Source organism: Niveibacterium sp. COAC-50 (genome assembly GCF_013184235.1).
GTDB classification, from domain to species: domain Bacteria; phylum Pseudomonadota; class Gammaproteobacteria; order Burkholderiales; family Rhodocyclaceae; genus Niveibacterium; species Niveibacterium microcysteis.
In genome coordinates this window covers 177630-200333 of the sequence record NZ_JABCJM010000001.1, presented here as the reverse complement: position 1 = coordinate 200333, position 22704 = coordinate 177630, and the positions used below count along the sequence as shown (strand labels likewise).

The following is a 22704-nucleotide window of genomic DNA, read 5'->3' as shown; positions in this document are numbered from 1 at the left end:
GGGGCGCGCCGTCGAGGCGTTGCGGCCAAAGGCGGGTTGGTGCTCAGCCAAGTGCAGCCCCCTTGAGGATTTCGACGCACAAGTCTTCGAATGCGATACCCGCAGCGCGCGCGGCCATCGGCACCAGCGAGTGCGAGGTCATGCCCGGAGCGGTGTTCATTTCGAGCAGATAGGCACGGCCGTCGGCGGTGAGCATCAGGTCTGCACGCCCCCAGCCCCGGCAACCCAGCACGGCAGACGCGCGCATCACGATCGCCTGCAGTTCGGCCTCGCGCTCGGCGGGCAAGCCGCACGGGCAGTGATACTGCACGACATCGGTGAAGTACTTGTTCTGGTAGTCGTACTTGCCATCGGGCGCGGCGATACGTACCAGGGGCAAGGGTTTGTCACCCAGGAAGGGCGCCGTCAGCTCCTGACCTTCGATGAACTCTTCGGCAATGACGAGCGAATCGAAGCGCGCTGCGAGCGCCCAGGCTTCCTTCAACTGCGCCACCTCGGTGACCTTCGTCGCACCCATGCTGGAGCCTTCATGCACCGGCTTGACGAAGATCGGCAGGCCGAGGTCACGTGCCACATCGTCCCAGTCGGTTTCCGCATCGAGCAGGCGGAAGCGCGGCGTCGGCAGGCCGGCGGCCAGCCACACCAGCTTGGTGCGCCACTTGTCCATCGAGATCGCGGACGCCATCACGCCACTGCCGGTGTAGGGAATCCGCAACGTTTCCAACACGCCCTGCAGGGTACCGTCCTCTCCACCGCGGCCGTGCAGGATCACGAAGGCGCGATCGAAACCCTCGTCGCGCAGCGCCATCACATCGCGCTCCGATGGATCAAAGCGGTGCGCGTCCACGCCTCGCGCAAGCAGGGCTTCGAGCACCGCGCCGCCCGACATCAGCGACACATCGCGCTCGGCCGACGAGCCGCCCATCAGCACTGCAACCTTGCCCAGTTCTTTCACGTCCGTCATTTGCTACACCTGCGCCAGCTTGCCGGGGACAGCGCCGATCGAGCCCGCCCCCATCGTGATCACAACGTCGCCATCGCGCGCGGACTCCAGAATGCGCGCCGGCATCTCTGCAATATCCTCGACGAACAGCGGTTCCACCTTGCCAGCCACGCGAATCGCGCGCGCCAGCGAACGACCGTCAGCGGCCACCAGCGGGGCCTCGCCGGCCGCGTAGACTTCGCCCAGCAGCAAAGCGTCAACCGTGCCAAGCACGCGGACAAAATCTTCGAAGCAATCGCGCGTGCGGGTGTAGCGGTGCGGCTGAAAGGCCAGCACGAGACGACGCCCCGGGAACGCGCCACGCGCTGCGGCCAGCGTGGCGGCCATCTCGACCGGATGATGTCCGTAGTCGTCGATCAGCGTGAAACTGCCGCCGGCCGGCAACGCCACTTCACCATAACGCTGGAAGCGGCGGCCGACCCCCTGGAACTCCGCCAATCCGCGAGCGATCGCCTCATCCGGCACACCCACTTCGGTCGCCACCGCGATCGTCGCAAGTGCATTGAGCACGTTGTGCATACCCGGCAGATTCAGCGTAACCGGGTAACGCACGGTGCTGCCGTTCTGGCGCACCACATCGAAGTGCATCTGCCCATCCACGGCACGCACGTTTTCGGCGCGCACCTGCGCATCCGGACTCAGGCCGTAACGGATGATCTGCTTCGACACGAAGGGCATGATCTCGCGCACGTTCGGGTCGTCGACACAGAGCACCGCGACGCCGTAGAAAGCGAGGCGGTTGAGGAAGTCCACGAATGCGTGCTTGAGTCGCGCGAAATCGTGGCCGTAGGTTTCCATGTGATCAGCGTCGATGTTCGTGACGACCGAAATCACCGGGCTCAGCATCAGGAACGACGCGTCCGACTCATCCGCTTCGGCAACCAGGAATTCGCCGGTACCAACGCGTGAGTTCGCGCCGACGGCGTTGAGCCGGCCACCGATCACGAAGGTGGGGTCGAATCCGCCCGCGTTCAGCACGCTCGCGACCAGGCTGGTCGTGGTGGTCTTGCCATGCGTACCGGCAATCGCGATGCCCTGCTTCAGGCGCATCAGCTCGGCCAGCATCTGGGCCCGCGGCACTACAGGAATCTGGCGCGCACGCGCGGCCTGCACTTCCGGGTTGTCGCGCTGCACGGCGGTGGAGGTGACGATTGCGTCAGCATCGGCCACATGCTCGGCCGCATGCCCCTGCACCACTTTGATCCCGAGGCCGGCAAGGCGACGGGTGGTCGCATTGTCAGCCAGGTCGGAACCGCTCACGGCGTAGCCCTGGCTCGCCAGCACCTCGGCGATCGCGCTCATGCCGGCGCCGCCGATGCCGACGAAGTGGATGCGTTTGATCTTGTGTTTCATGACTCACACCCGGGAGGGAAAAACCCTCTAGTGTACCGGGCCGCGCGCGTCAGACCGGGGGCCTTCATGCCTTACCCCCGCTGGCCAGCGACTCGATGATGTCTGCGATGCGTTCGGTCGCATCCGGCTTGCCGATGCTGCGCGCCGCGTTGGCCATCGCGAGGCAACGTGCGCGGTCGATCTGTTGCAGCATGGATGCAAGTTTCGCTGGCGACAGTTCGGCCTGCGGCAGGTGCAGCGCGGCGCCGGCCTTTGCGAGCAACTCGGCGTTATCGCGCTGATGCGAAGTCGTCGACACGACCAGCGGGACGAGAATGCTGGCGACGCCCGCAGCCGTGAGTTCGGCGGCAGTGACCGCGCCGGCGCGGCAGATCACCAGGTCGGTTTCGGCCAGGCGGCGCGGCATGTCGTCGATGAAGGCCACGAGCTCAGCCTCGACGCCGGCCTTTGCGTAAAGCTCGCGCAGCGAATCGATGTTGGCCTTGCCCGATTGATGCGTCACCTGCGGCCGCTCATTCGCCGGAATCAGGGCAAGCGCAGCGGGCACCGCCTCGTTCAGCGCGCGCGCGCCGAGGCTGCCACCAACCACCAGCACCTTGAGCGGACCACTACGGCCGGAATAGCGAGCGGCGGGGTCTGCCAGCGCGCAGATCTCGCGACGCACCGGATTGCCAGTAACCACAGCTTTCCCCGCCAGCGAACCGAAGTCGCCAGCAAAGCCGAACAGCACGCGCTGGGCGAAGGGCCCGAGCAGCTTGTTCGACAGGAGCGGCGCGGCATCGGCGTTCACCAGCGCAAGCGGACGGCCACTGATGCGCGCCGCGATGCCGCCCGGCACCGTCACATAGCCCCCCATGCCCAACACGACGTCGGCGCGCGCAGCACGGATCAAGCCGATGCTGCAAACCAAGCTGGAGAAGAAGGCGAACACGCCGCGCACCGCGTGGCCGACCCCCTTGCCACGCAGGCCTGCAAATTCGATGGTGTCCAGCGCGAGGCCGTGGCGCGGAACGATCTCACCTTCCATGCCATGTGCGGTGCCCAACCAACGCACCGACCATCCGCGTGCCTGCATCGCCTGCGCGATCGCGAGGCCGGGGAAGATGTGGCCGCCGGTGCCGGCCGCCATCACCATGAGGGTACGAGACGGCGCGCTCACGCGCGGCCTCCGCGGGTCAGTTGGCGTGTTTCCCAATCGATGCGCAGCAGCACCGCCAAGGCAACGCAGTTGGCAAGAATGCCGGAGCCGCCAAAGCTCATCATCGGCAGCGTGAGGCCCTTGGTCGGCAGCAGGCCCATGTTCACGCCCATGTTGATGAAGGACTGGACGCCAAGCCAAATGCCGATGCCCTGCGCCACAAGGCCCGCAAAGTGGCGCTCGATCAGATGCGCCTGCCGCCCGATCGCAAACGCACGTTGCACAAGAATCGCGAACAGCGTGATGACCGCCAGCACGCCGACGAACCCAAGTTCCTCGGCGATCACGGCGAGCAGGAAGTCGGTATGCGCTTCGGGCAGATAGAAGAGCTTTTCGACGCTCGCGCCCAAACCGACACCGAACCACTCACCACGGCCGAACGCGATCAACGCGTGCGAGAGCTGATAGCCTTTGCCGAAGGCGTCCTGCCAGGGGTCCATGAAACCGAGAATGCGTTCGCGGCGATAAGGCGACAGCCAGATCAACAGCACGAAGCCGACGATCGCAACCGCGATCAGCATGCCGAAGATGCGAACGTTGATGCCACCGAGGAACAGGATGCCGAATGCGATCGCGGTGATCACGACAAAGGCGCCGAAGTCCGGTTCGCGCAGCAGCAGGAAACCGACGAACAACACTACCGCCGCGAGCGGCATGAAGCCGCGCCGGAAGCTCTTCATGTCGCCAAGCTTGCGCACCGTGTAGTCGGCGGCGTACAGCGCAACGCCCAGCTTCATCAGCTCGGACGGTTGCAGGTTCGCGAAGCCGAATCCGATCCAGCGCCGTGCGCCGTTCACATCGCGCCCGACGTGCGGAATCAGTACCAGCAGCAAGAGCACGACGCCAACAGCAAACAGGGCCGGCGCAAGTTTTTGCAGCGTCCCGATCGGCACCTGGAAGACCATCGCACCCGCCGTGAGCCCGATCAGCAGAAACACGACATGGCGGACCAGGAAGAAGGTCGGCTGGTAGTGCGTAAAGCGGTTACCTTCGGCGGTTGCGATCGACGACGAGAACACCATCACCACGCCGAACAGCAGCAGCGCAGCAGCCGACCAGATCAGAAGCGGATCGAGTTCGCGCGGCGTCTGCGGCGTGCCGGTCAAGCGCCCAACCGCGCGATGCGCCGCGTGCGAGCCCATCGGCAAGCCCGGCTCGGGGCGCGCAAACATGCCGGCAAAGCGGGCGAATACGCTCATAGCCTCACCACCCCCGGCAGTTGCCAAACCGCTTCGCAGAAGACTTCGGCGCGGTGCGCATAGTTGCGGAACATGTCCAGGCTGGCGCAAGCGGGCGACAGCATCACGGCATCACCCGCCTGGGCGTGCGCATTGGCCTGCTCTACCGCAGCCGGCAAATCGGCGGCGTGAACCATCGGCACGCCACAGCCTTCTGCGGCGACCTCAATCTGCTTGGCGTCCCGACCGATCAACACGACGACGCGGGCGTGGCGCGCAAAGGCGTCGCGCAGCGGCGTGAAATCCTGGCCCTTGCCATCACCGCCGGCGATCAGGGCAACACGCTGGCCAAGGCCTTCGAGCGCCGCCAGCGTTGCGCCAACGTTCGTCCCCTTGGAGTCGTCGTAGAACACAACGCCATCGGCACGCTTGGCGACCGGTTCGACACGATGCGGCAAGCCACGGAAGTTGCGCAAAGCATCGAGCATCGCCGGCATCGGCAATCCGATCGCGTGCCCGAGCGCCAGCGCCGCGAGCGCGTTCGCGACGTTGTGAGCCCCGGCCAGCGGCAATTCAGCACGCGGCATCAAGGGCTGTGTGCCCTTGGCGAGCCACGCTGCGCCCACCTGCTCCATCAATCCGAACTCAGACTCACCGGCCGGTGTGCCCAGCCCGAAAGTGAACGCCTCGCCAGCGCGGCGCATCGCCGCCACGCGCGCATCGTCGCGGTTGAACACTTGCACCCGGCAGCGATCGTAGATCGCGGCCTTCGCTGCGGCATACGCGTCCAGACCATCATAGCGATCGAGGTGATCGTCGCTGATGTTCAACACCGTGGCTGCATCCGGCGCAAAGCTGTCGCAGGTTTCGAGCTGAAAGCTCGACAGTTCGAGAACCCAGGCTTGAGCCGGTGTGCCAGCGTCCTCACGGCGCATCCACTCGTCCAGCGCGGCGGGGCTGATATTGCCGGCGACTGCGACGTCCAAACCTGCCGCGCGGCACAGCGCACCGGTCAATGCCGTCGTAGTGGTCTTTCCATTGGTGCCGGTGATCGCAACGACCGGCACTCGCTGTCCGCTCGCTGCGAGCGCCTCGGCAAACAGTTCGATCTCGCCGGTAATGCGGATGCCGCGCTCCCGGGCGGTAGCGACCAGGTCCTGGCGCGGATCCAAACCGGGGCTGATCGCGAGCATCTCGATGCCATCGAGCAAGTCGGCGCTGAAGGTGCCGCAGCGCAGGTCCACTTGCGGCAACGCGGCGAGCGCCTCGCGCCCCGGCGGTGTCGCACGCGAGTCGGCAACGCGCACGCGCGCGCCCTGCCTGACCAGATGGCGCACCATGGCCAGGCCGGACTCACCCAGCCCGAGCACCAGCACCAGCACTGGTTTGTCGCGGAGGATCACTGCATTACCCATGCTCAGCGCAGCTTCAGCGTGGAGAGGCCGAACAGGACAAGCATCAGCGTGATGATCCAGAAACGGACGACCACCTGCGTTTCCTTCCAGCCACCGAGTTCGTAATGGTGGTGCAGCGGCGCCATGCGGAAGATCCGCTTGCCGCCGGAGTACTTGAAGTAGGCCACCTGCACCATCACCGACATCGCTTCGGCAACGAACAGACCGCCCATGATGAAGAGCACGATTTCCTGGCGCACGATCACGGCGACGGTACCCATCGCCGCGCCAAGCGCGAGCGCACCCACGTCACCCATGAACACGTCGGCGGGATAGGCGTTGAACCAGAGGAAGCCAAGTCCCGCGCCACACAGCGCGCCACAGAACACGGCCAGCTCGCCAGCACCCGCAACGTAGGGCACCCCAAGGTATTTCGAGAAACCGATGTGACCGGCGACGTATGCAAACACCGCCAGCGCCGCGGACACCATCACCGTCGGCATGATCGCGAGGCCGTCGAGGCCGTCCGTCAGGTTCACCGAGTGGCTGGTGCCGTTGATCACGAAATAGCCGAGCACCATGAAACCGACCGCGCCAAGCGGATAGACCGCACTCTTGAAGAAGGGAACGATCAGTTCGGTCTGCGCGGGCACCGTTGCCGTCATGCCGAGGTACACCGCTGCGCCACCGGCGATCAGCGAGGTCCACAAGTACTTCCAGCGCGATGCCAGACCCTTCGGATCGCGATACACGACCTTGCGCCAGTCATCGACCCAGCCCACTGCGCCAAAGCCCAGCGTCACCAACAGGACAACCCAGATGTAACGATTTTTCAGGTCGCCCCACAGTAGCGTGGTGATCGCGATCGCGATCAGGATCAGCGCGCCGCCCATCGTCGGCGTACCCGCCTTCGTCAGGTGCGATTTCGGGCCGTCATCCCGCACTGCCTGGCCGATCTTCTTCGCGGCAAGCCAGCGGATCACGCCCGGGCCGAAGATGAAGGAGATCACCAGCGCGGTCAGCGCCGCCAACATCGTGCGCAGCGTGATGTAGCCGAACACGTTGAAGGTGCGGATGTCCTGACCGAGCCAGAGAGCGAGTTCGAGAAGCATTGCCTTGAGTCCTGCCGATCAATCGGCCGACGCCAGCGCGTCGACCACACGTTCCATCTTCATGAAGCGAGAACCCTTCACCAGCACGACGGTGTCGGGTGTCAGCGTTTCACGCAGCGCAGCGATAAGCGTTTCGATGTCGCCGAAGTGACGACCGCCCTCGCCGAAATTTCTGGCCGCCACCGCCGCGTGCTCGCCAAGCGCGAACATCACATCGACACCCTGGCTTTTCGCGTAGCCGCCGATTTCATCGTGATACTGCGCCGCGCGGTCACCGATCTCGCCCATGTCGCCGAACACGAAGACCTTGCGTCCTGCGGTCATCGCAAGCACATCAAGCCCTGCGCGTACCGAATCGGGGTTGGCGTTGTAGGTGTCGTCCAGCAGCGTGGCGCCGGAACCGGTCGCACGACGCAACTGCAGACGCCCCTTGGTACCGGTATAGCCGCCAAGGCCATCGCTCACGGCCTGCAGCGACGCCCCTGCAGCGAGCGCAGCCGCGGCAGCGGCCGCCGCATTGCGCACGTTGTGTACGCCCGGCACCTGCAGCGTGAATCGCACCTCGCCTTGCGGCGTATCGAGTACGACGCGCGCATCCAGCGCACCCAAATCAGCCGAAGCACGCACTTCCGCGTCGGCGTTCATCGCGAAGCGACTGCAAGGCCGACCCGCATTGGCCGCGATCCAGCGATCAGCGTGCGGATCGTCCGCATTCACCACTGCAATGCCGGTATCACCGAGGCCGTTGTAGATCGCGCCCTTCTCGATCGCCACTGCATCGAGCCCGCCCATACCGGCCAGATGCGCACGCTGCGCATTGTTCACCAGCGCAACGGTGGGGCGCGCGATGCGCGTCAGGTAGTCGATCTCGCCCGGGTGGTTCATGCCCATTTCGATCACGGCGAAACGGTGCGTTGGCCGCAGGCGCAACAGCATCATCGGCATGCCGATGTCGTTATTCAGATTGCCAACCGTTGCCAGCACCGCCGAGTCGTCAGCCCCGTCGAGCCGGGCTTGCGCACGAAGAATCGCCGCGCACATTTCCTTGACCGTGGTCTTGCCGTTGCTGCCGGTTACACCAATCAGCGGCAGGTTGAAGCGCCCGCGCCACCAGGCGGCAAGCGTGCCGAGCGCCAGACGCGTATCAGCGACTACCACGCACGGCAATGGCCATTCCGTCGCTGCGTCGGCATGGCGCTGATCGATCAGCGCAGCGGCGGCACCACCCTCGGCAGCCTGCGCGAGAAAGTCGTGGCCATCGAAGTTGTCACCGCGCAGCGCAACAAAGAGCTGGCCCGCCGCGAGCGCGCGGGTGTCACTGCCGACCGATGTCAGCTCGGCATCGGCGCCACGCAGTTCAGCGCCCAACGCAGCAGCGGCTTCACTCAGTTTCATCATGCTGACGCTCCTTGCGGATCCTTCCACTGCTTCAACGCAAGTTGTGCATGTTCAAGGTCTGAGAACGGATGCCGCTCGCCCGCCACTTCCTGGTAGGGTTCGTGCCCCTTACCGGCAAGCAGGATCACGTCGTCGGGCGCCGCCTGAACGATCGCCTCGGCGATTGCGCGGTCGCGATCAGCAACCACGACGGCGGTCGCACCTGCCCCGGCGCGAACCTGATCGAGAATCGCGAGCGGATCTTCGCTACGCGGGTTGTCGCTCGTCAGCACCACACGGTCTGCCAGCCGTGTCGCAACTGCGCCCATCATCGGCCGCTTGCCGGGGTCGCGATCGCCGCCGCAACCGAACACGCAAACGAGCTGCCCACCGCGCGCCTGCGCAGCCGGGCGCAGCGCCTTCAGCGCCTGCTCAAGAGCATCCGGCGTATGGGCGTAATCGACCACCACCAACGGCTGCATCACACCGCCAATCGCCTGCATCCGGCCAGGCGGCGCGTGAAGCGCCTGCAGCACGCCGGCCACATCGTCCAGCGCATGGCCGGCGGCGAGCAAACTACCCGCGACTGCGAGCAGGTTGCTGACATTGAAGCGGCCGACGATGCCAACCTCGACCTCTTCGCGCATGCCACTCCACATCAGCGTAAAGCGCTGGCCAGTGGCGGTACCGTGGATGTCCGCCGCGACCAGCGGACGCACCCCGGCAGGCAGATGCTCCAGGCAGTCGCCGGCGGTATAGCCAATCGTGAGCGGCAAGCGCCCACCGCAATCGGCCGCCAGCTCGAGACCGAATTCGTCGTCAACGTTGATCACCGCTGCACGCAGCGCAGGCCAGTGAAACAGCTTCGCCTTGGCGGCCGCGTAGGCCTCCATCGAGCCGTGATAGTCGAGGTGATCGCGCGTCAGGTTCGTGAATACGGCGGTATCGAAGTGCGCGCCGGCAACACGATCCTGATCGAGACCGATCGAGGAGACCTCCATCGCGGCTGCGCGAGCGCCGTCCGCAACAAAGTTCGCCAGTGCGGCGTGCAGCACCAGCGAATCCGGCGTGGTGTTGAGGCCTTCTTCAAGCGCGTCGGGGTAGCCGATGCCAAGGGTGCCAACCACGCCGCAGCGTTCATGCAGTGCGGTGAAACACCGTGCCAGCCATTGCGATGACGAGGTCTTGCCGTTGGTGCCGGTGATGCCGATCAGGCGCAACTGGCGCGACGGCTCGCCGTAGACGAGATTCGCGAGGTCGCCCGCGACATGCGCAAGGCCTTCCCAGCCCAGATGCGGCACGACAACCGCGCCATCCCAGTGATAGCCGGTACGCTCCCACAACACCGCAGCGGCACCACGGCGCACGGCTTCGGCGATGTAGCGGCGGCCATCGCTGCGCGCACCGGGATACGCCAGGAAGACGTCGCCCGGCTCGATCGCGCGCGAATCGGCACAGAGACGTGTCGGCACGACGCCGCTGGAAGCCAGCGCATCCAGGATCAGACGGGCTTCGCGCTGGCTCACATGCCCTCCTTCACGTCGGCGTCGGTGCGCTGGGTTTGCGCGACCTGCATCGGGCGCAGCGGTGCGTCGGGCGGCACGCCAAGCGCACGCAACGAACCCGCCATCACCTCGGAGAACACCGGCGCAGCAACCTCACCGCCGTAGTGTTTGCCGCCGGTTGGCTCGTCGATCATGACCGCGACGACCAGTCGCGGATTCGAGATCGGACCGAGCCCCACGAAGGAGGACACATACTTGTTGGCGTATACACCGCCCTCGATCTTCATCGCGGTGCCGGTCTTTCCACCAACGCGATAGCCCGGCACCTGCGCGAGCGTGGCGGTACCGCCGGGCTGCGTCACGCTTTCCAGCATCGCGCGCACTTCACGCGCCGTTTGCTCGGAGAAGACCGGCTTGCCGTGCAGCGGCGGCGTATCGACACGGGTAAGCGAGAGCGGAATCAGATCACCCTGGCGCGCGAACACCAGATAGGCCTGGGCGATCTGCATCAGGTTCACCGAGATGCCGTGGCCGTAGGACATCGTGGCCTGCTCGATCGGACGCCAGATCCGTGCAGGGCGCAGACGGCCGGGCGCCTCGCCCGGGAAGCCCAGCTTGAGCTGCGAGCCGAAGCCAAGCGAATCGAACATCTGCCACATTTCTTCGGGCGGCATCGACAGCGCCATCTTCGCCGAGCCGATGTTCGAGGACTTCTGGATCACCTGGGCGACCGTCAGCGCGCCGTGCGGGTGGGCGTCGGAAATCGTCGCTGAACCGATCGTCATGCGGCCCGGCGCGCAGTTGATGATGGTATCGAAGCGGAACTTGCCCTTGTCCAGCGCCAGCGCTGCGGTGAAGGGCTTCATCGTCGAACCCGGCTCGAACGTATCGGTCAGCGCGCGGTTGCGCAGCTGTGCGCCGGAGAGGCGCACACGGTTGTTCGGGTTGTAAGTGGGGTTATTCACCAGCGCGAGGATCTCGCCGGTCTTCACATCAATCACAACCGCGCTGCCGGCCTTGGCCTTATTGACCGTAACCGCCTGCTTGAGCGCACTGTAGGCGAGGTACTGGATCTTGGAGTCCAGCGCCAGAACGACGTCGGCGCCTTCGCGCGGCTTCTTGATCGACTCCACGTCCTCGACGATGTGGCCGCGGCGATCCTTGATCACGCGACGGCTGCCCGCCTGGCCAACCAGATCCTTCTGGAACGCCAGCTCGATGCCCTCCTGCCCCTTGTCGTCGACATCGGTGAAGCCCACAACGTGGGCTGCGACCTCGCCGGTCGGGTAGAACCGGCGGAATTCGTTCTGTTCGTGAATGCCGGGCAGGTTCAACGCCGCGATGCGATCAGCCAGTTCCGGCGGCACCTGACGCTTCAGGTAGACAAATTCCTTCTCCGACGCGAGCTTGCGGTTGAGTTCGCTCGCATCCATGCCAAGCATGCGCGCCAGCTCACGCGACTGCGCCGGCGTCAGCGTGACATCGTCCGGAATCGCCCACACCGAACGAACCGGCGTGCTCACCGCCAGCACGTCGCCGTGGCGATCGACGATCTTGCCGCGATCGGCCGGCAGCTCGATCACGCGGGCATAGCGCGACTCGCCCTTGGCCTGCAGGAAGTCCGTCTTCACGCCTTGCAGCCACACCGCGCGGCACACCAGCGCCACGGATGCCGAGAGCAGCATCACCAGCACGAAACGCGCGCGCCAGACCGGCAGCTTCTCGGACAGCAGCGGGTTGTGGTTGAAGGTGAAATTCTTCTTCACCGTGCAGCTCCAGCGTCGCCATCAAGCACCAGCACGTGGCGCGGATCCGGGGTAACAAGGTGAAGCCGCTCGCGAGCCACCTTCTCGACGCGCGAGTGCGCCGCCCAGGTGCTCTGCTCAAGCTGCAGCTGCCCCCACTCCACCTCCAGCGCCCGCTCACGGGTCTGCAGGCGTTCAAGCTCGATAAACAGCTTGCGCGACTGGTGCTGCGCCGAGACCAGCGCAAGCGCGCTTGCCAGCACCAGCACGATCAGGATGACGTTGAGGCGAACCATGGATCAGATCCGCTCCGCGATACGCATGATTGCGCTGCGCGCGCGCGGGTTGGCCGCCACCTCGGCAGCGCTCGGCCGCACCGGCTTGCCGATCAGGCGCATCGGCGGCGGCGGCAGATCTGCCGCACGCACCGGCACGCCACGCGGCGGCTCAACCGAATGCGAGGCATCGCGCAGAAACTGCTTTGCGATGCGGTCTTCGAGGGAATGAAAGGCAATCACGGCAATCCGCCCGCCTGTCGCAAGCCGATCCACGCACTGCGGCAGGATCAGCGACAGCTCCTCAAGCTCGCGATTGACGTGAATCCGTAGAGCCTGGAAGGTGCGCGTCGCAGGGTGCTGCCCCGGCTCGCGCGTGCGCACGACCTTTTCCACGAGCGCGGCAAGTTGCCGTGTGGTTGTAACAGGTTGCCCTGCCCGAGCAGCAACAAGCGCCTTTGCAATCTGGTAAGCAAACCGTTCTTCACCGTACCCCCTCACTACTTCGGTGATTTCCTGCACGGATGCCCGCGCAAGCCATTCCGCGGCGGTTTCGCCGCGGGTCGTATCCATGCGCATGTCGAGCGGCGCATCGAATCGGAAACTCATGCCGCGCGCGGCGTCGTCAAGCTGCGGGGAAGACACCCCGAGATCCAGCAGCACGCCATCCACTTTCGCGATACCCAGTTCTTCCAAAGCGTTGGAGAACGCGGAAAACGGCTCATGCACCAGCGTCAGCCGCGCATCGCCAAGCGCCTTGCCGGCCGCGATGGCAACCGGATCGCGATCGAAGGCGATCAGGCGACCGGCTGGCCCCAAACGCTTCAGAATCGCGCCGCTGTGACCTCCGCGACCGAAGGTGCCGTCGACATAAATGCCGTCCGGCCGGACTGCGAGTGCGTCGACCGCCTCGTCCAGCAGGACTGTCACGTGCGCCAGTTCGGCGCTCACAGCGACAAGGTCTCCAGGCCAGGTGGGAGCAAATCGGCGCCCAGCGCCAGCATTTCTTCCTGCTGCTTCTGCCAGCCAGCGTCGGACCACAGCTCAAAGTGGTTGCCCTGGCCGACCAGCCAGACCTGCTTGTCGAGCTGGGCGAACTGGCGCAGCTCCGGCGCGATCAGTACGCGGCCGGCGGCGTCCATTTCTTCGTCGCGCGCGAAGCCAACCAGCAAACGTTTGAGCAATGCGGAACGCGCCTCAAGGCTGGGCGCAGCGAGCACCTTGTCGCGAATCGGTTCCCAGGCGGGCACCGGGTAGACGAGCAGGCAGCGATGCGGGTGTGCAGTGATCACGAGCTGACCACTCGACATGACTGTCAGGGCGTCACGATGCCGCGACGGGATCGCCAGGCGACCCTTCGCATCGAGACTCAGCGCGGCAGCGCCCTGAAACATCGAAACCCTTTCAGCTCATCGGGAGGTGGTTGAGCCACTTCGCGACACGCGCGACTGACTTACGTCCACTTTTTCCCATTTTTCTCCACTTCGCACCACTTTAGGTAAAAGAAACACCCCGGTCAAGCGAGCCCCGCGACGTTTTTCTCAAGCAACACAATGACTTATCGCTCTCCGCCAGATTTCACGAAGAGAAATATTCAATCAATCCAATGGGATAGAGAGACAAGCGCAGAAAGCGCTTGAAATTTATGGCCTAGCGGAAGGTCGTCATCCGCCGCATCGCAGGCGCGACGCGCGATTGGCCCGATACCCAAGATGCGTATCCGGGTCGAACATGGCGGGAGAGAAAAGGCGGGAAGTGGAAGTCCGCCGATAAGCCGGGTTCTGTCGCGCCCCCTTGCGGAGACGGGGCAGTCATTCCTCTGGTCGACGCATTGCTGCGAAGCTCTAGCAGCCTACCCGGGAGCTCAGCGGGCCGCCTCAACGCTCCCCTATTTGGCCTTGCCCCGAATGGGGTTTACCGTGCCGTACGTGTCACCACGGACGCGGTGGGCTCTTACCCCACCGTTTCACCCTTACCTGATCCCCTTGCGGGGCCATCGGCGGTCTGCTCTCTGTTGCACTTTCCGTCGCCTTGGGCCTTTCGGCTTATAGCGCCCGGCCGTTAGCCGGCATTCTGCCCTGCGGGGCCCGGACTTTCCTCGATACCTTGCGATACCGCGACTGCCTGGCGGACTTCCGAGACGGATTGTACCCCGTCACGGGTTGAGCTCGGTCATCGCCCAGTCGCCGCGAATGGCCAACCAGCGCAAATGGCGATTCGGCTCAGCGCGCAGGTCAAGGCGCTCGGCACGCTGTGGCGACAAAATCAGCAGGCCAAAACTGGCGGGCGGCACGGTCGGTGGGATTGCGCCAGCCTTGGATGCCGCGGCAAGTATCTGCCCGGGCGCCGGCCACACGAAGCGCTGCCGAGACGACTCGGACAGCCGCGCCCAAACACGCTCGCGCAATGCGTAATGCTTTCGGGCTCGAGGGCCGGCCACCACCGCGCGCCCGCGCAAGCGCCACTGCACCCGGGCATCGGCAAAGTACCAACAGGCCTCGGCCTTCCCCTGATGGGCGATCTGCTCGCATTTCTGGCTGCGCAGGTCGGTTGTGAACACAAGCTCCCCCTCGCGCCCGAAGCAGCGAAAAGTGAGCGTGCGATTGGCAGGGAAACCGTCCGCATCAAGGGTTGCGAGCTGCACGAAACTGGCGGCCGGGTGCTGCGCATGGGCAGCAAGATCGGCGCTCAGGATATGACGCCAAGCCGGCACGCTCTCGGCCGGCAAGCGGGGAATAGAAGACATTCGTCGGAGAATCGGGGGTTACAGATCAACAGGAAGACCCAAGCGTAACTTGAGCGCTGAATCCGAGCGAACGGAACCAGGAACAGGACTCGGTCTCGGTTGGAGCGACCCTGCAGGGAAGCGGGCCGCCAATTGACCAATTATTGCATGTGGCCGCACCGCACCGCCGTCCGCGGCGGTTCAGATCCTTCCGACGCCGCCGTTAAAGCGTTGTCACCAACACCGCCCGGAAACACCTGCCGTGTCATCGATCAAGAAGATCTCCGCCGAACAATTGCGCGTTGGCATGTTCCTGCATGACCTGGACTGCGGATGGATGGAGCACCCCTTCCTGCGCAACCGCTTCCTGCTGTCCGATGAAGGGCAGATCGAGAAGGTCATGGCCGCGGGGATACACGATGTGTACATCGACACTTCGCGGGGGCTGGATGTCGAGAATGCGCCGACCGCAGAAGAGGTCCGTGCAACGATCGAACGCGAGATGATCGAACTCGCGGCGCAAAAGCCCGCCGCGCCACTGAAGGTCGACGTAGCCAGCGAGATGGCGCGCGCCAAGCAGATCAAGAGCCAGGCCGAAGCGATGGTGCGCAACGTGATGCAGGACGTGCGCCTGGGCAAGGCCGTAGAGATGGAGGCCGTTGAGCCCTTGGTGCAGGACATCACCGAGTCGGTGCTGCGAAACGGGGGCGCGCTGCTGACGCTGCTGCGGATCAAGAACAAGGACGACTACACCTTCCTGCATTCGGTCAGCGTTGGAACGCTGCTGATCGCGTTTTGCCGCGGCGTCGGCATGGATGCCGAACTGACCCACCAAGCCGGCCTCGGTGGCCTGCTGCACGACACCGGCAAGGCCTTCGTGCCAGACGAGGTACTGAACAAACCCGGCCGGCTGACTGACGAAGAGTTCGAGCTGATCAAGCGCCATCCGAAGGACGGCTGGGATGTGCTGTTGAAAACGCCGGATATCGGCGAGATCCCGCTCGACATCACACTGCACCACCACGAGCGTGTCGATGGCAGCGGCTACCCCGACAAACTGCCGGGCGACAAGATCTCGACGCTCGCCAAGATGGCCGCGATCGTGGACGTCTACGACGCAATTACCGCCGACCGCTGCTACCACAAGGGCATGCCCGCCACCGACGCGCTTCGCAAGCTCTACGAATGGAGCAAGTTCCACTTCGAGCCGACGCTGGTGCAGGCCTTCATGCGGATTGTCGGCATTTACCCGGTCGGCACCCTGGTCAAGCTCGAATCAGGCAAGCTCGGCGTGGTCACTGAACAGAACGAGAGCAGCCTGCTGACGCCGGTGATCAAGGTGTTCTTCTCTGCCAAGTCGAACGGCTATGTCGAACCCTACTTGCTCGACCTTTCGCGCCCGCTGGGCAGTGGTGGTGGCGACCGTATCGTCGGGCACGAAGACCCGGTGAAGTGGAAGCTGGATCCGATGCGCTTCCTGGGCATCTGAGACGGCGGCCGCGACCGGTATAATCCGCGTTTTGCCCGGATTCCAGCCATGACCCAGCCGCTCTTCGAGTCCTCGATCAAGAGCCTGCCGCTCCTCGGACGCGGCAAGGTGCGCGACATCTACGCCGTCAGCGACGACAAGCTGCTGATCGTCACCACCGACCGCCTGTCGGCCTTCGACGTCGTGCTGCCCGACCCGATCCCGCGCAAGGGCGAGGTGCTGACTGCGCTGGCGAACTTCTGGTTCGACAAGCTCGCGCACGTCGTGCCGAACCAGCTCACCGGCATCGATCCAGAAAGCGTGGTGGCTGAAGATGAACGCAACCAGGTTCGCGGTCGTGCGCTGGTCGTCAAACGCCTGAAGCCGTTGCCGATCGAGGCGGTGGTGCGCGGCTATATCATTGGTGGCGGCTGGAAGGACTACCTTGCAACCGGCGCCGTGTGCGGCATCGCGCTGCCAGCCGGCCTGCAACAGGCCGCCAAGCTGCCGCAGCCGATCTTCACACCGTCGACCAAGGCCGAACTCGGCACCCACGACGAGAACATCGACTTCGCGAAGTGTGAGGCACTGGTGGGCCCGGCCCTTGCCGCACAGGTACGCGACACCGCGATCCGCCTGTATTCCGAAGCACGCGACTATGCCGCCAGCCGCGGCATCATCATCGCCGACACGAAGTTCGAATTCGGTCTCGATGCTGCCGGCACGCTGCACATCATCGACGAAGCGCTGACGCCGGATTCGTCGCGTTTCTGGCCGGCCGACAGCTATCGTGAAGGGATCTCGCCGCCCTCCTACGACAAGCAATATGTGCGCGACTATCTGGAGACGCTGGACTGGAACAAGCAAGCGCCAGGGCCGAAACTGCCGGCCGAAGTGGCCGAGCGCACCGGGGCCAAGTACGTTGAAGCCTACGAACGCCTGACGGGCAAATCGCTCGGCTGAGTCGCCGCCAGACCCAATAAAAACGCCCGCGTGATGCGGGCGTTTTGTTGTTCAGCGCCGAGCCAACTCAACCCGCCAAGGCGGCAAGCGCCTTGCGCCGTTCGTCCGCCGCATCCAGATGCAGTTGCTCAAGCACGTCCTCTGGAATGCCGTGCGCGACGATCTTGCGCAGGCTGGTACGCGCGTCCTCGCTCATCAGCGTCAGCGGACTTGGTGTATCCGCCAGCAGGCAAGCCACCATCAGCACGTCCGGCAAGCTTGCCGGCGGCCACATGGAACCGTACAGCTCGCGGTCGTTCACCGCATCCGCCAGTTCGGGTGCCATGCCCAGCGCCTTGAGGACCGCTTCACCGATGGGTTTGTGCCAGCACAGCAGCATGTCGGACAACTCGCTCTCGGAATCGAGCAGCGCGGGGTAGTCAGCGGCCTTGCCCAGCAGGTAGAACTGGCCGATGTCGTGCAGCATGCCGGCCAGCAGCGCGTCGTCGGGCCGCACGGTACGGAATGTTGCGCTGATCGCGTAGGCCCAGCCCGCAACATCAAGGCTGTGATCCCATAGCAGCGTGGCATAGCGCCGTGCCGGGCCGAGGCGCTCGCCATGCGCCAGTTGCGCGGTTGCCACCGCGAGCGCGAGGCTGCGCACTGCAGCATGGCCAATGCGCATGACCGCGGATTTCACATCCTTCACCGGGTTGCCGCTTGATGCGTACAGAACCGAGTTCGCCAAACCCACGACACGCGCCGCCAGCACCGGCTCAAGCTGGATCAGGGGAACCAACGCGTCGAGTCCGGCGTCTTCCCGTTCAAGCGTCTTCTGGATTTTTTGCGACACCTCCAGAAAAGTCGGGAAACTCAGGCTGCCGTCGGCGAGTTCGCGCTCGATCTCGGCGCCAAGCGCCTCGCGCTGCGACTGGGCGTTGTCCATCAGGTCCTACCTCCGGAAGAGTGATCCCCCCGTGAAGGGGTGGTCGGGCGCGCCGGGCCAGCTCTCAAGCCCGCCCCGCCCTGGCAGTGTTTTCGGCACAATAGCGGCACAACTTTTGGGTCATCGACATGAACAATCCCCTGCTCGACTTCTCCGGCGCGCCGCGCTTCGACATTGTCACCCCGGAACACGTCTCGCCGGCAATTTCCAGCTTGCTCGATGAAGGCCGCGCCTTGGTCGAGACGCTGACCAGCCAGCCCGGGGAGCCGACCTGGGAGAACTTTGTTCAGCCGCTGTCGGACATGACCGACCGCCTCGGTCGCGCCTGGGGAGTCGTACGCCATTTGCATTCCGTGCTGGATCTGCCGCCGTGGCGCGAAGCCTACAACGCGATGCTGCCGGAGGTAACCCGTTTCTTTGCCGAGCTCGGTCAAAGCACGGCGCTGTTCGCCGGCTACAAAGCCCTCGCAGCACGCCCGGACTTTGCAGCATGGCCACGCGCACGCCGCAAGGTGGTCGAGGATGCTGTGCGCGACTTCCGCCTTTCTGGCGCAGAGTTGCCGGAGGCCGACAAGCCGCGCTTTCAGGCGATCCAGGAAGAGCTGGCTGGCCTGTCCGCCAAATTTTCCGAGAACCTGCTCGACGCCACCAACGCATGGCATGAGGACTTCGCAAACCCTGAGACGCTTGCCGGCCTGCCGGCCGACACCATCGCGAATGCCAAGGCTGTAGCGGCGAAGGCTGGCGTTGCCGGCTATCGGCTCACGCTGCAAGGCCCTTGCGTGATGGCCGTGCTGCGCCAGGCCGACGACCGCGGGCTGCGCGAACGGGTGTGGCGTGCCAACGCCACACGCGCATCCGAGTTCTCGGCCGAGATCGGCCACCCCGAGTGGGACAACGGCCCGCTGATCGCCCGCATCCTGACGCTCCGCGAGGAGGCCGCGCGCCTGCTCGGTTACCCGAACCACGCCAGCGTATCGCTGGTGCCGAAGATGGCGGGTTCGCCCGGCGAGGTGATCGAGTTCCTGCTCGACCTTGCGCGCCGTGCGCGGCCATCCGCAGAGCGCGACTTGGCAGAGCTGCGCGAATTCGCCGCCGGAACACTGGGTATCGCCGACCTTCAGCCCTGGGATATGGGTTACGCCGCCGAGAAACTGCGGCAAGCGCGTTACGACTTCTCGGAAGAAGCGCTGCGGCAGTACTTCCCCGAGCACAAGGTACTCGACGGCCTGTTTGGGGTTGTGGGACGCCTTTACGACGTGACGATTCGGCCGGATACGGCACCCGTGTGGCACCCGGACGTCCGCTACTTCACGCTAACCCGCGACGGCAAGGACATCGGCCACTTCTACCTCGACCCGTATGCGCGCGACACCAAGCGCGGCGGTGCGTGGATGGACGAAGCGCGTTCGCTGCGCGAGACCGCTGCCGGCCGCGAAGCGCCAATCGCCTACCTTGTCTGCAACGCGTCGCCCCCAGCCGATGGCCGCCCAGCGCTGTACAGCTTTGACCAGGTCATCACGCTGTTCCATGAAGCCGGCCATGGCCTGCACCACCTGCTGACGCGGGTGGCAGAGCCTGGCGTTTCCGGCATCAACGGCGTCGAATGGGATGCGGTGGAGCTGCCGAGCCAGTTCATGGAGAACTTCTGCTGGGAATGGGAAGTGCTGCGCAATATGACCGCGCATGCCGAAACCGGCGCCCCGCTACCGCGCGAGTTGTTCGATCGCGTGCTCGCGGCAAAGAACTTCCACGCAGGCCTCGGCATGCTGCGGCAAGTCGAGTTCGCGCTGTTCGACATGCGCCTGCACAGCGAATTCAACCCCGCTGCGGACGACGTGATGGCGCTGTTGCGCCAGGTGCGTGACGAAGTCGCGGTGATTCATCCGCCCGCCTGGCAGCGCTTCCCGAATGCGTTCAGCCACATCTTTGCCGGCGGCTACTCGGCGGGCTACTTCAGCTACCACTGGGCCGAGGTGCTGTCGGCCGACGCCTACTCTGCCTTCGAAGAAGCGGCCGAGAAGACGGGTAGCGTGCTCGACCGCGCAACCGGCGAGCGCTTCATGCTGGAGGTACTCGGCGTCGGCGGCTCGCGGCCAGCGCTGGAATCCTTCACTGCTTTCCGCGGTCGCCCACCGAAGCCTGATGCATTGCTGCGCCATCACGGTATGATTACGGCATGAACACCAAAATCGCTTACTCCGCCATATTTGCGATTGGGCTCCTTGGCGCGGCGCCCGCCTCCCACGCCGAGAGCATCATCCGCTGGGTCGATTCGGCCGGCCGGGTGCACTACTCGGACATGCCACCGCCGCCCGACGCGAAGCGGGTGGAGGAGCGCATGCTCAAGGGCAGCTCGATCCAGATGGACAAGCAGCCCTACGCAACGCGTGTCGCTGCCGAACGCTTTCCTGTGACGCTCTACACCCAGGACAGCTGCGAACCCTGTGGCACTGCGCGGCAGTATCTGCAAAGCCGCGGCGTGCCGTTCAGCGAGGTGAAGATCACCAATACGACGGAAGGCGAGCAAGCCGCCAAGCTGCTCGGCAAGAACGCAGCGAAGGATGTCATGATCCCGAGCATGCTGGTCGGCGGTAAGCCGCTTGAGGGCTACTCCGAATCGAGCTGGGCTGCGGCGCTCACCACCGCCGGATACCCATCGAAGACACGCTGAACAGCCCCCGCCAGACGAGACCCGCCGGTAGAATCGGCGGGTCTTTTTCTTTTGGGGTCTGCCTTGAAGCTTGCCACCTGGAACGTCAATTCGCTCAAGGTCCGCCTGCCGCATCTGCTGGACTGGCTCGCGCGCGAGCAACCCGATGTCGTGTGCCTGCAGGAGCTCAAATGCGAGGATGCTTCGGTGCCGCGCGCCGACATCGAAGCAGCGGGTTACCGGCTGGAAACCCACGGGCAGAAGACCTACAACGGCGTCGCGATCCTGTCGCGTGCGCCAATTGATGCCGTGCAACGCAACATCCCGGGCTTCCCGGATCCGCAAGCGCGGGTAATCGCAGCGACCATCGGGGATGTTCGCGTCGTGGGCGCCTACTTCCCGAACGGCCAGGCCGTGGGCTCGGAGAAGTTCGCCTATAAGCTCGAATGGCTCACCGCGCTGACCGAATGGCTGCGCGTCGAAATCGCGGCGCATCCGAAACTGGTGCTGACCGGCGATTTCAACATCGCCCCGGAAGATCGCGACGCCCCCCCCGACTGGAAGGAAGAAATCCATGTTTCGGCCCCTGAGCGCGAGGCATTTGCAGCGCTCACCGGGCTCGGTCTCGTCGATGCATTCCGAAAGTTCGACCAGCCAGAGAAGAGCTTTTCGTGGTGGGACTACCGGATGAACGCCTTCCGCCGTAACTTTGGCTTGCGCATCGACCATATCCTCGTCAGCGCGCCGCTGGCAGCGACGCTGGAGCAATGCTCTGTCGACAAGAGTACCCGCGTGCTTGAGCGGCCGAGCGATCATGCGCCGGTGATCGCCATCTTCGGCTCATGAACGACCCGCTCGACGGTTACACCGCACTCGCGGCGCTTTCGCCGGCGGCGCGCGAACGCGTACTGACAAACAGCCAGCAGATCCAGGTGCCGGCCGGCGCCCAGGTGTTCGACGAGCATCAACGCTGCGGCGGGTTTCCCTTCGTGCTGGAGGGCGCCATCCGCGTGATCAAACGCTCGGCACAGGGGCGCGAGCTTCCGCTCTATCGCGTACTGCCGGGTGAGACCTGCATCGTTTCAACCAGCTGCCTGCTCGGGCATGCGGACTACAACGCCAGCGGCATTGCCGAACGCGACAGCACCCTACTGCTTTTGCCGCCAAATGAATTCGAGGCACTGATGGCGGAGCCCGCCTTCCGCGACTTCATTTTCCGGCTGATCTCCGAACGCATGGCCGATCTGATGCAACTGGTCGAGGAGGTGGCATTCCGCCGCCTGGATGCCCGCCTCGCCAGCCATCTGTTGGGCCGTGGCCGCCTGCTTCACGTCACGCATCAACAGCTGGCGGACGAATTGGGCAGCGTGCGTGAGATGGTGAGCCGTCTGCTCAAGGGATTCGCCGACCAAGGCCTGGTGCGCCTCGGGCGCGAGCAGATCGAGGTTGTCGACCCGACTGGCCTGCGCCGCCTTGCCGCGCCGGAGGCTATGTAACCGCGGTTACATACATCGCCCCCCTCGCTGCGCTCAAATGGCCCCACATAAACCGGCAAAGGAGCACGACATGAAGGCAAATGTGGGTGGCATTGACAAAGTGGTTCGCATCGGCGGTGGCGCCGTACTGGTAGGGCTCGCGGCCGCAGGCATCGTTGGCGCCTGGGGTTGGATCGGCATTGTTCCACTTGCAACCGGCCTGTTCGGCGTTTGCCCGGCCTACGGGCTACTGGGCATCAATACCTGCCCGATGAAGAAGACCTGAGTCAGCATTGCAAGCGCCGACTGGCCGTGACGCCGGTCGGCGCGTCCGCATTCAAGTCCGGCCGGGGGA

At 64.8% G+C, this 22704-nt stretch carries 21 protein-coding genes and 1 other RNA gene; 7 read left to right on the top strand and 15 right to left on the bottom strand.

All coding sequences use genetic code 11. The features are described from left to right. Positions 1-43: 43 nt before the first annotated feature. From HH302_RS00910 to HH302_RS00845, 14 genes are all read right to left on the bottom strand, one after another. Entirely contained in the window at positions 44-964 is a 921-nt protein-coding gene (locus HH302_RS00910) for a D-alanine--D-alanine ligase (protein WP_172196868.1), read from the bottom strand. A 3-nt stretch (positions 965-967) separates the two neighbouring features. Further along, a complete protein-coding gene (gene murC / locus HH302_RS00905) occupies positions 968-2356 on the bottom strand; it encodes a UDP-N-acetylmuramate--L-alanine ligase (RefSeq protein ID WP_172196866.1) in 1389 nt (462 codons plus the stop codon). Positions 2357-2420: 64 nt separating this feature from the next. Next, entirely contained in the window at positions 2421-3515 is a 1095-nt protein-coding gene (gene murG, locus HH302_RS00900; RefSeq protein WP_172196864.1) for an undecaprenyldiphospho-muramoylpentapeptide beta-N-acetylglucosaminyltransferase, read from the bottom strand. Further along, complete coding sequence (gene ftsW, locus HH302_RS00895; protein WP_172196862.1) at positions 3512-4753, bottom strand: putative lipid II flippase FtsW; 1242 nt, start codon at positions 4751-4753, stop codon at positions 3512-3514. The genes murG and ftsW overlap by 4 nt, the downstream gene beginning before the upstream one ends. After that, on the bottom strand, positions 4750-6132 hold the full coding sequence (murD, locus tag HH302_RS00890) for a UDP-N-acetylmuramoyl-L-alanine--D-glutamate ligase (RefSeq protein WP_371814607.1): 1383 nt from the start codon (positions 6130-6132) through the stop codon (positions 4750-4752). The genes ftsW and murD overlap by 4 nt, the downstream gene beginning before the upstream one ends. Positions 6133-6149: 17 nt before the next feature. Continuing rightward, complete coding sequence (gene mraY, locus HH302_RS00885; protein ID WP_172196858.1) at positions 6150-7238, bottom strand: phospho-N-acetylmuramoyl-pentapeptide-transferase; 1089 nt, start codon at positions 7236-7238, stop codon at positions 6150-6152. Positions 7239-7256: 18 nt separating this feature from the next. Continuing rightward, the gene (gene murF / locus HH302_RS00880) at positions 7257-8636 is read right to left on the bottom strand and encodes a UDP-N-acetylmuramoyl-tripeptide--D-alanyl-D-alanine ligase (RefSeq protein WP_172196856.1); all 1380 of its coding nucleotides are present in this window, start codon (positions 8634-8636) and stop codon (positions 7257-7259) included. Then, positions 8633-10141, bottom strand: a complete 1509-nt coding sequence (locus HH302_RS00875; protein ID WP_172196854.1) for a UDP-N-acetylmuramoyl-L-alanyl-D-glutamate--2,6-diaminopimelate ligase — start codon at positions 10139-10141, stop codon at positions 8633-8635. Before HH302_RS00875 ends, murF begins: the two co-directional genes overlap by 4 nt. Beyond that, positions 10138-11886, bottom strand: coding sequence for a penicillin-binding protein 2 (locus HH302_RS00870; RefSeq protein ID WP_246479660.1), 1749 nt, complete (start codon positions 11884-11886; stop codon positions 10138-10140). The genes HH302_RS00875 and HH302_RS00870 overlap by 4 nt, the downstream gene beginning before the upstream one ends. Next, positions 11883-12161: a cell division protein FtsL gene (ftsL, locus tag HH302_RS00865; RefSeq protein ID WP_172196852.1), complete on the bottom strand. Its 279-nt coding sequence runs from the start codon at positions 12159-12161 to the stop codon at positions 11883-11885. The genes HH302_RS00870 and ftsL overlap by 4 nt, the downstream gene beginning before the upstream one ends. A 3-nt stretch (positions 12162-12164) precedes the next feature. Continuing rightward, a complete protein-coding gene (rsmH, locus tag HH302_RS00860) occupies positions 12165-13091 on the bottom strand; it encodes a 16S rRNA (cytosine(1402)-N(4))-methyltransferase RsmH (RefSeq protein WP_172196850.1) in 927 nt (308 codons plus the stop codon). Next, positions 13088-13534, bottom strand: coding sequence for a division/cell wall cluster transcriptional repressor MraZ (mraZ, locus tag HH302_RS00855; RefSeq protein ID WP_172196848.1), 447 nt, complete (start codon positions 13532-13534; stop codon positions 13088-13090). Before mraZ ends, rsmH begins: the two co-directional genes overlap by 4 nt. A 360-nt stretch (positions 13535-13894) precedes the next feature. Beyond that, positions 13895-14276: RNase P RNA component class A (gene rnpB / locus HH302_RS00850), an RNA gene on the bottom strand. Positions 14277-14295: 19 nt separating this feature from the next. Further along, entirely contained in the window at positions 14296-14886 is a 591-nt protein-coding gene (locus HH302_RS00845; RefSeq protein WP_172196846.1) for a pyridoxamine 5'-phosphate oxidase family protein, read from the bottom strand. Positions 14887-15127: 241 nt separating this feature from the next. On the opposite strand from HH302_RS00845, the gene HH302_RS00840 reads away from it, so the two are divergent. Together HH302_RS00840 and HH302_RS00835 are read left to right on the top strand one after the other, a co-directional pair. Then, the gene (locus tag HH302_RS00840; protein WP_246479661.1) at positions 15128-16354 is read left to right on the top strand and encodes an HD-GYP domain-containing protein; all 1227 of its coding nucleotides are present in this window, start codon (positions 15128-15130) and stop codon (positions 16352-16354) included. 48 nt (positions 16355-16402) lie between these two features. Then, complete coding sequence (locus HH302_RS00835) at positions 16403-17296, top strand: phosphoribosylaminoimidazolesuccinocarboxamide synthase (protein WP_172196844.1); 894 nt, start codon at positions 16403-16405, stop codon at positions 17294-17296. A gap of 67 nt (positions 17297-17363) precedes the next feature. Here HH302_RS00835 and HH302_RS00830 read toward each other — a convergent pair whose 3' ends face one another. Then, complete coding sequence (locus HH302_RS00830; RefSeq protein WP_172196842.1) at positions 17364-18221, bottom strand: HDOD domain-containing protein; 858 nt, start codon at positions 18219-18221, stop codon at positions 17364-17366. Positions 18222-18349: 128 nt separating this feature from the next. Here HH302_RS00830 and HH302_RS00825 point away from each other — a divergent pair, with 128 nt between their 5' ends. The 5 genes from HH302_RS00825 (at position 18350) to HH302_RS00805 (ending at position 22635) form a co-directional block, all read left to right on the top strand. Then, the gene (locus HH302_RS00825; protein ID WP_172196840.1) at positions 18350-20404 is read left to right on the top strand and encodes a M3 family metallopeptidase; all 2055 of its coding nucleotides are present in this window, start codon (positions 18350-18352) and stop codon (positions 20402-20404) included. Continuing rightward, positions 20401-20895: a DUF4124 domain-containing protein gene (locus HH302_RS00820; RefSeq protein WP_172196838.1), complete on the top strand. Its 495-nt coding sequence runs from the start codon at positions 20401-20403 to the stop codon at positions 20893-20895. The genes HH302_RS00825 and HH302_RS00820 overlap by 4 nt, the downstream gene beginning before the upstream one ends. Positions 20896-20958: 63 nt before the next feature. Continuing rightward, positions 20959-21720 carry an exodeoxyribonuclease III gene (gene xth, locus HH302_RS00815; protein WP_172196836.1) on the top strand — a complete coding sequence of 254 codons (762 nt, stop codon included), beginning with the start codon at positions 20959-20961 and terminating at the stop codon, positions 21718-21720. After that, complete coding sequence (locus tag HH302_RS00810) at positions 21717-22370, top strand: Crp/Fnr family transcriptional regulator (protein WP_172196834.1); 654 nt, start codon at positions 21717-21719, stop codon at positions 22368-22370. The genes xth and HH302_RS00810 overlap by 4 nt, the downstream gene beginning before the upstream one ends. Positions 22371-22440: 70 nt before the next feature. After that, positions 22441-22635, top strand: a complete 195-nt coding sequence (locus HH302_RS00805) for a DUF2892 domain-containing protein (protein ID WP_172196832.1) — start codon at positions 22441-22443, stop codon at positions 22633-22635. Positions 22636-22704 lie beyond the last annotated feature (69 nt).

Coding starts and splice junctions, on each gene's coding strand:
- HH302_RS00820 (WP_172196838.1), top strand. CDS start 20,401: ATGAACACCAAAATCGCTTACTCCGCCATATTTGCGATTGGGCTCCTT.
- mraZ (WP_172196848.1), bottom strand. CDS start 13,534: ATGTTTCAGGGCGCTGCCGCGCTGAGTCTCGATGCGAAGGGTCGCCTG.
- HH302_RS00805 (WP_172196832.1), top strand. CDS start 22,441: ATGAAGGCAAATGTGGGTGGCATTGACAAAGTGGTTCGCATCGGCGGT.
- HH302_RS00845 (WP_172196846.1), bottom strand. CDS start 14,886: ATGTCTTCTATTCCCCGCTTGCCGGCCGAGAGCGTGCCGGCTTGGCGT.
- HH302_RS00835 (WP_172196844.1), top strand. CDS start 16,403: ATGACCCAGCCGCTCTTCGAGTCCTCGATCAAGAGCCTGCCGCTCCTC.
- HH302_RS00910 (WP_172196868.1), bottom strand. CDS start 964: ATGACGGACGTGAAAGAACTGGGCAAGGTTGCAGTGCTGATGGGCGGC.
- HH302_RS00830 (WP_172196842.1), bottom strand. CDS start 18,221: ATGGACAACGCCCAGTCGCAGCGCGAGGCGCTTGGCGCCGAGATCGAG.
- HH302_RS00810 (WP_172196834.1), top strand. CDS start 21,717: ATGAACGACCCGCTCGACGGTTACACCGCACTCGCGGCGCTTTCGCCG.
- ftsW (WP_172196862.1), bottom strand. CDS start 4,753: ATGAGCGTATTCGCCCGCTTTGCCGGCATGTTTGCGCGCCCCGAGCCG.
- murC (WP_172196866.1), bottom strand. CDS start 2,356: ATGAAACACAAGATCAAACGCATCCACTTCGTCGGCATCGGCGGCGCC.
- mraY (WP_172196858.1), bottom strand. CDS start 7,238: ATGCTTCTCGAACTCGCTCTCTGGCTCGGTCAGGACATCCGCACCTTC.
- murF (WP_172196856.1), bottom strand. CDS start 8,636: ATGATGAAACTGAGTGAAGCCGCTGCTGCGTTGGGCGCTGAACTGCGT.
- ftsL (WP_172196852.1), bottom strand. CDS start 12,161: ATGGTTCGCCTCAACGTCATCCTGATCGTGCTGGTGCTGGCAAGCGCG.
- HH302_RS00825 (WP_172196840.1), top strand. CDS start 18,350: ATGAACAATCCCCTGCTCGACTTCTCCGGCGCGCCGCGCTTCGACATT.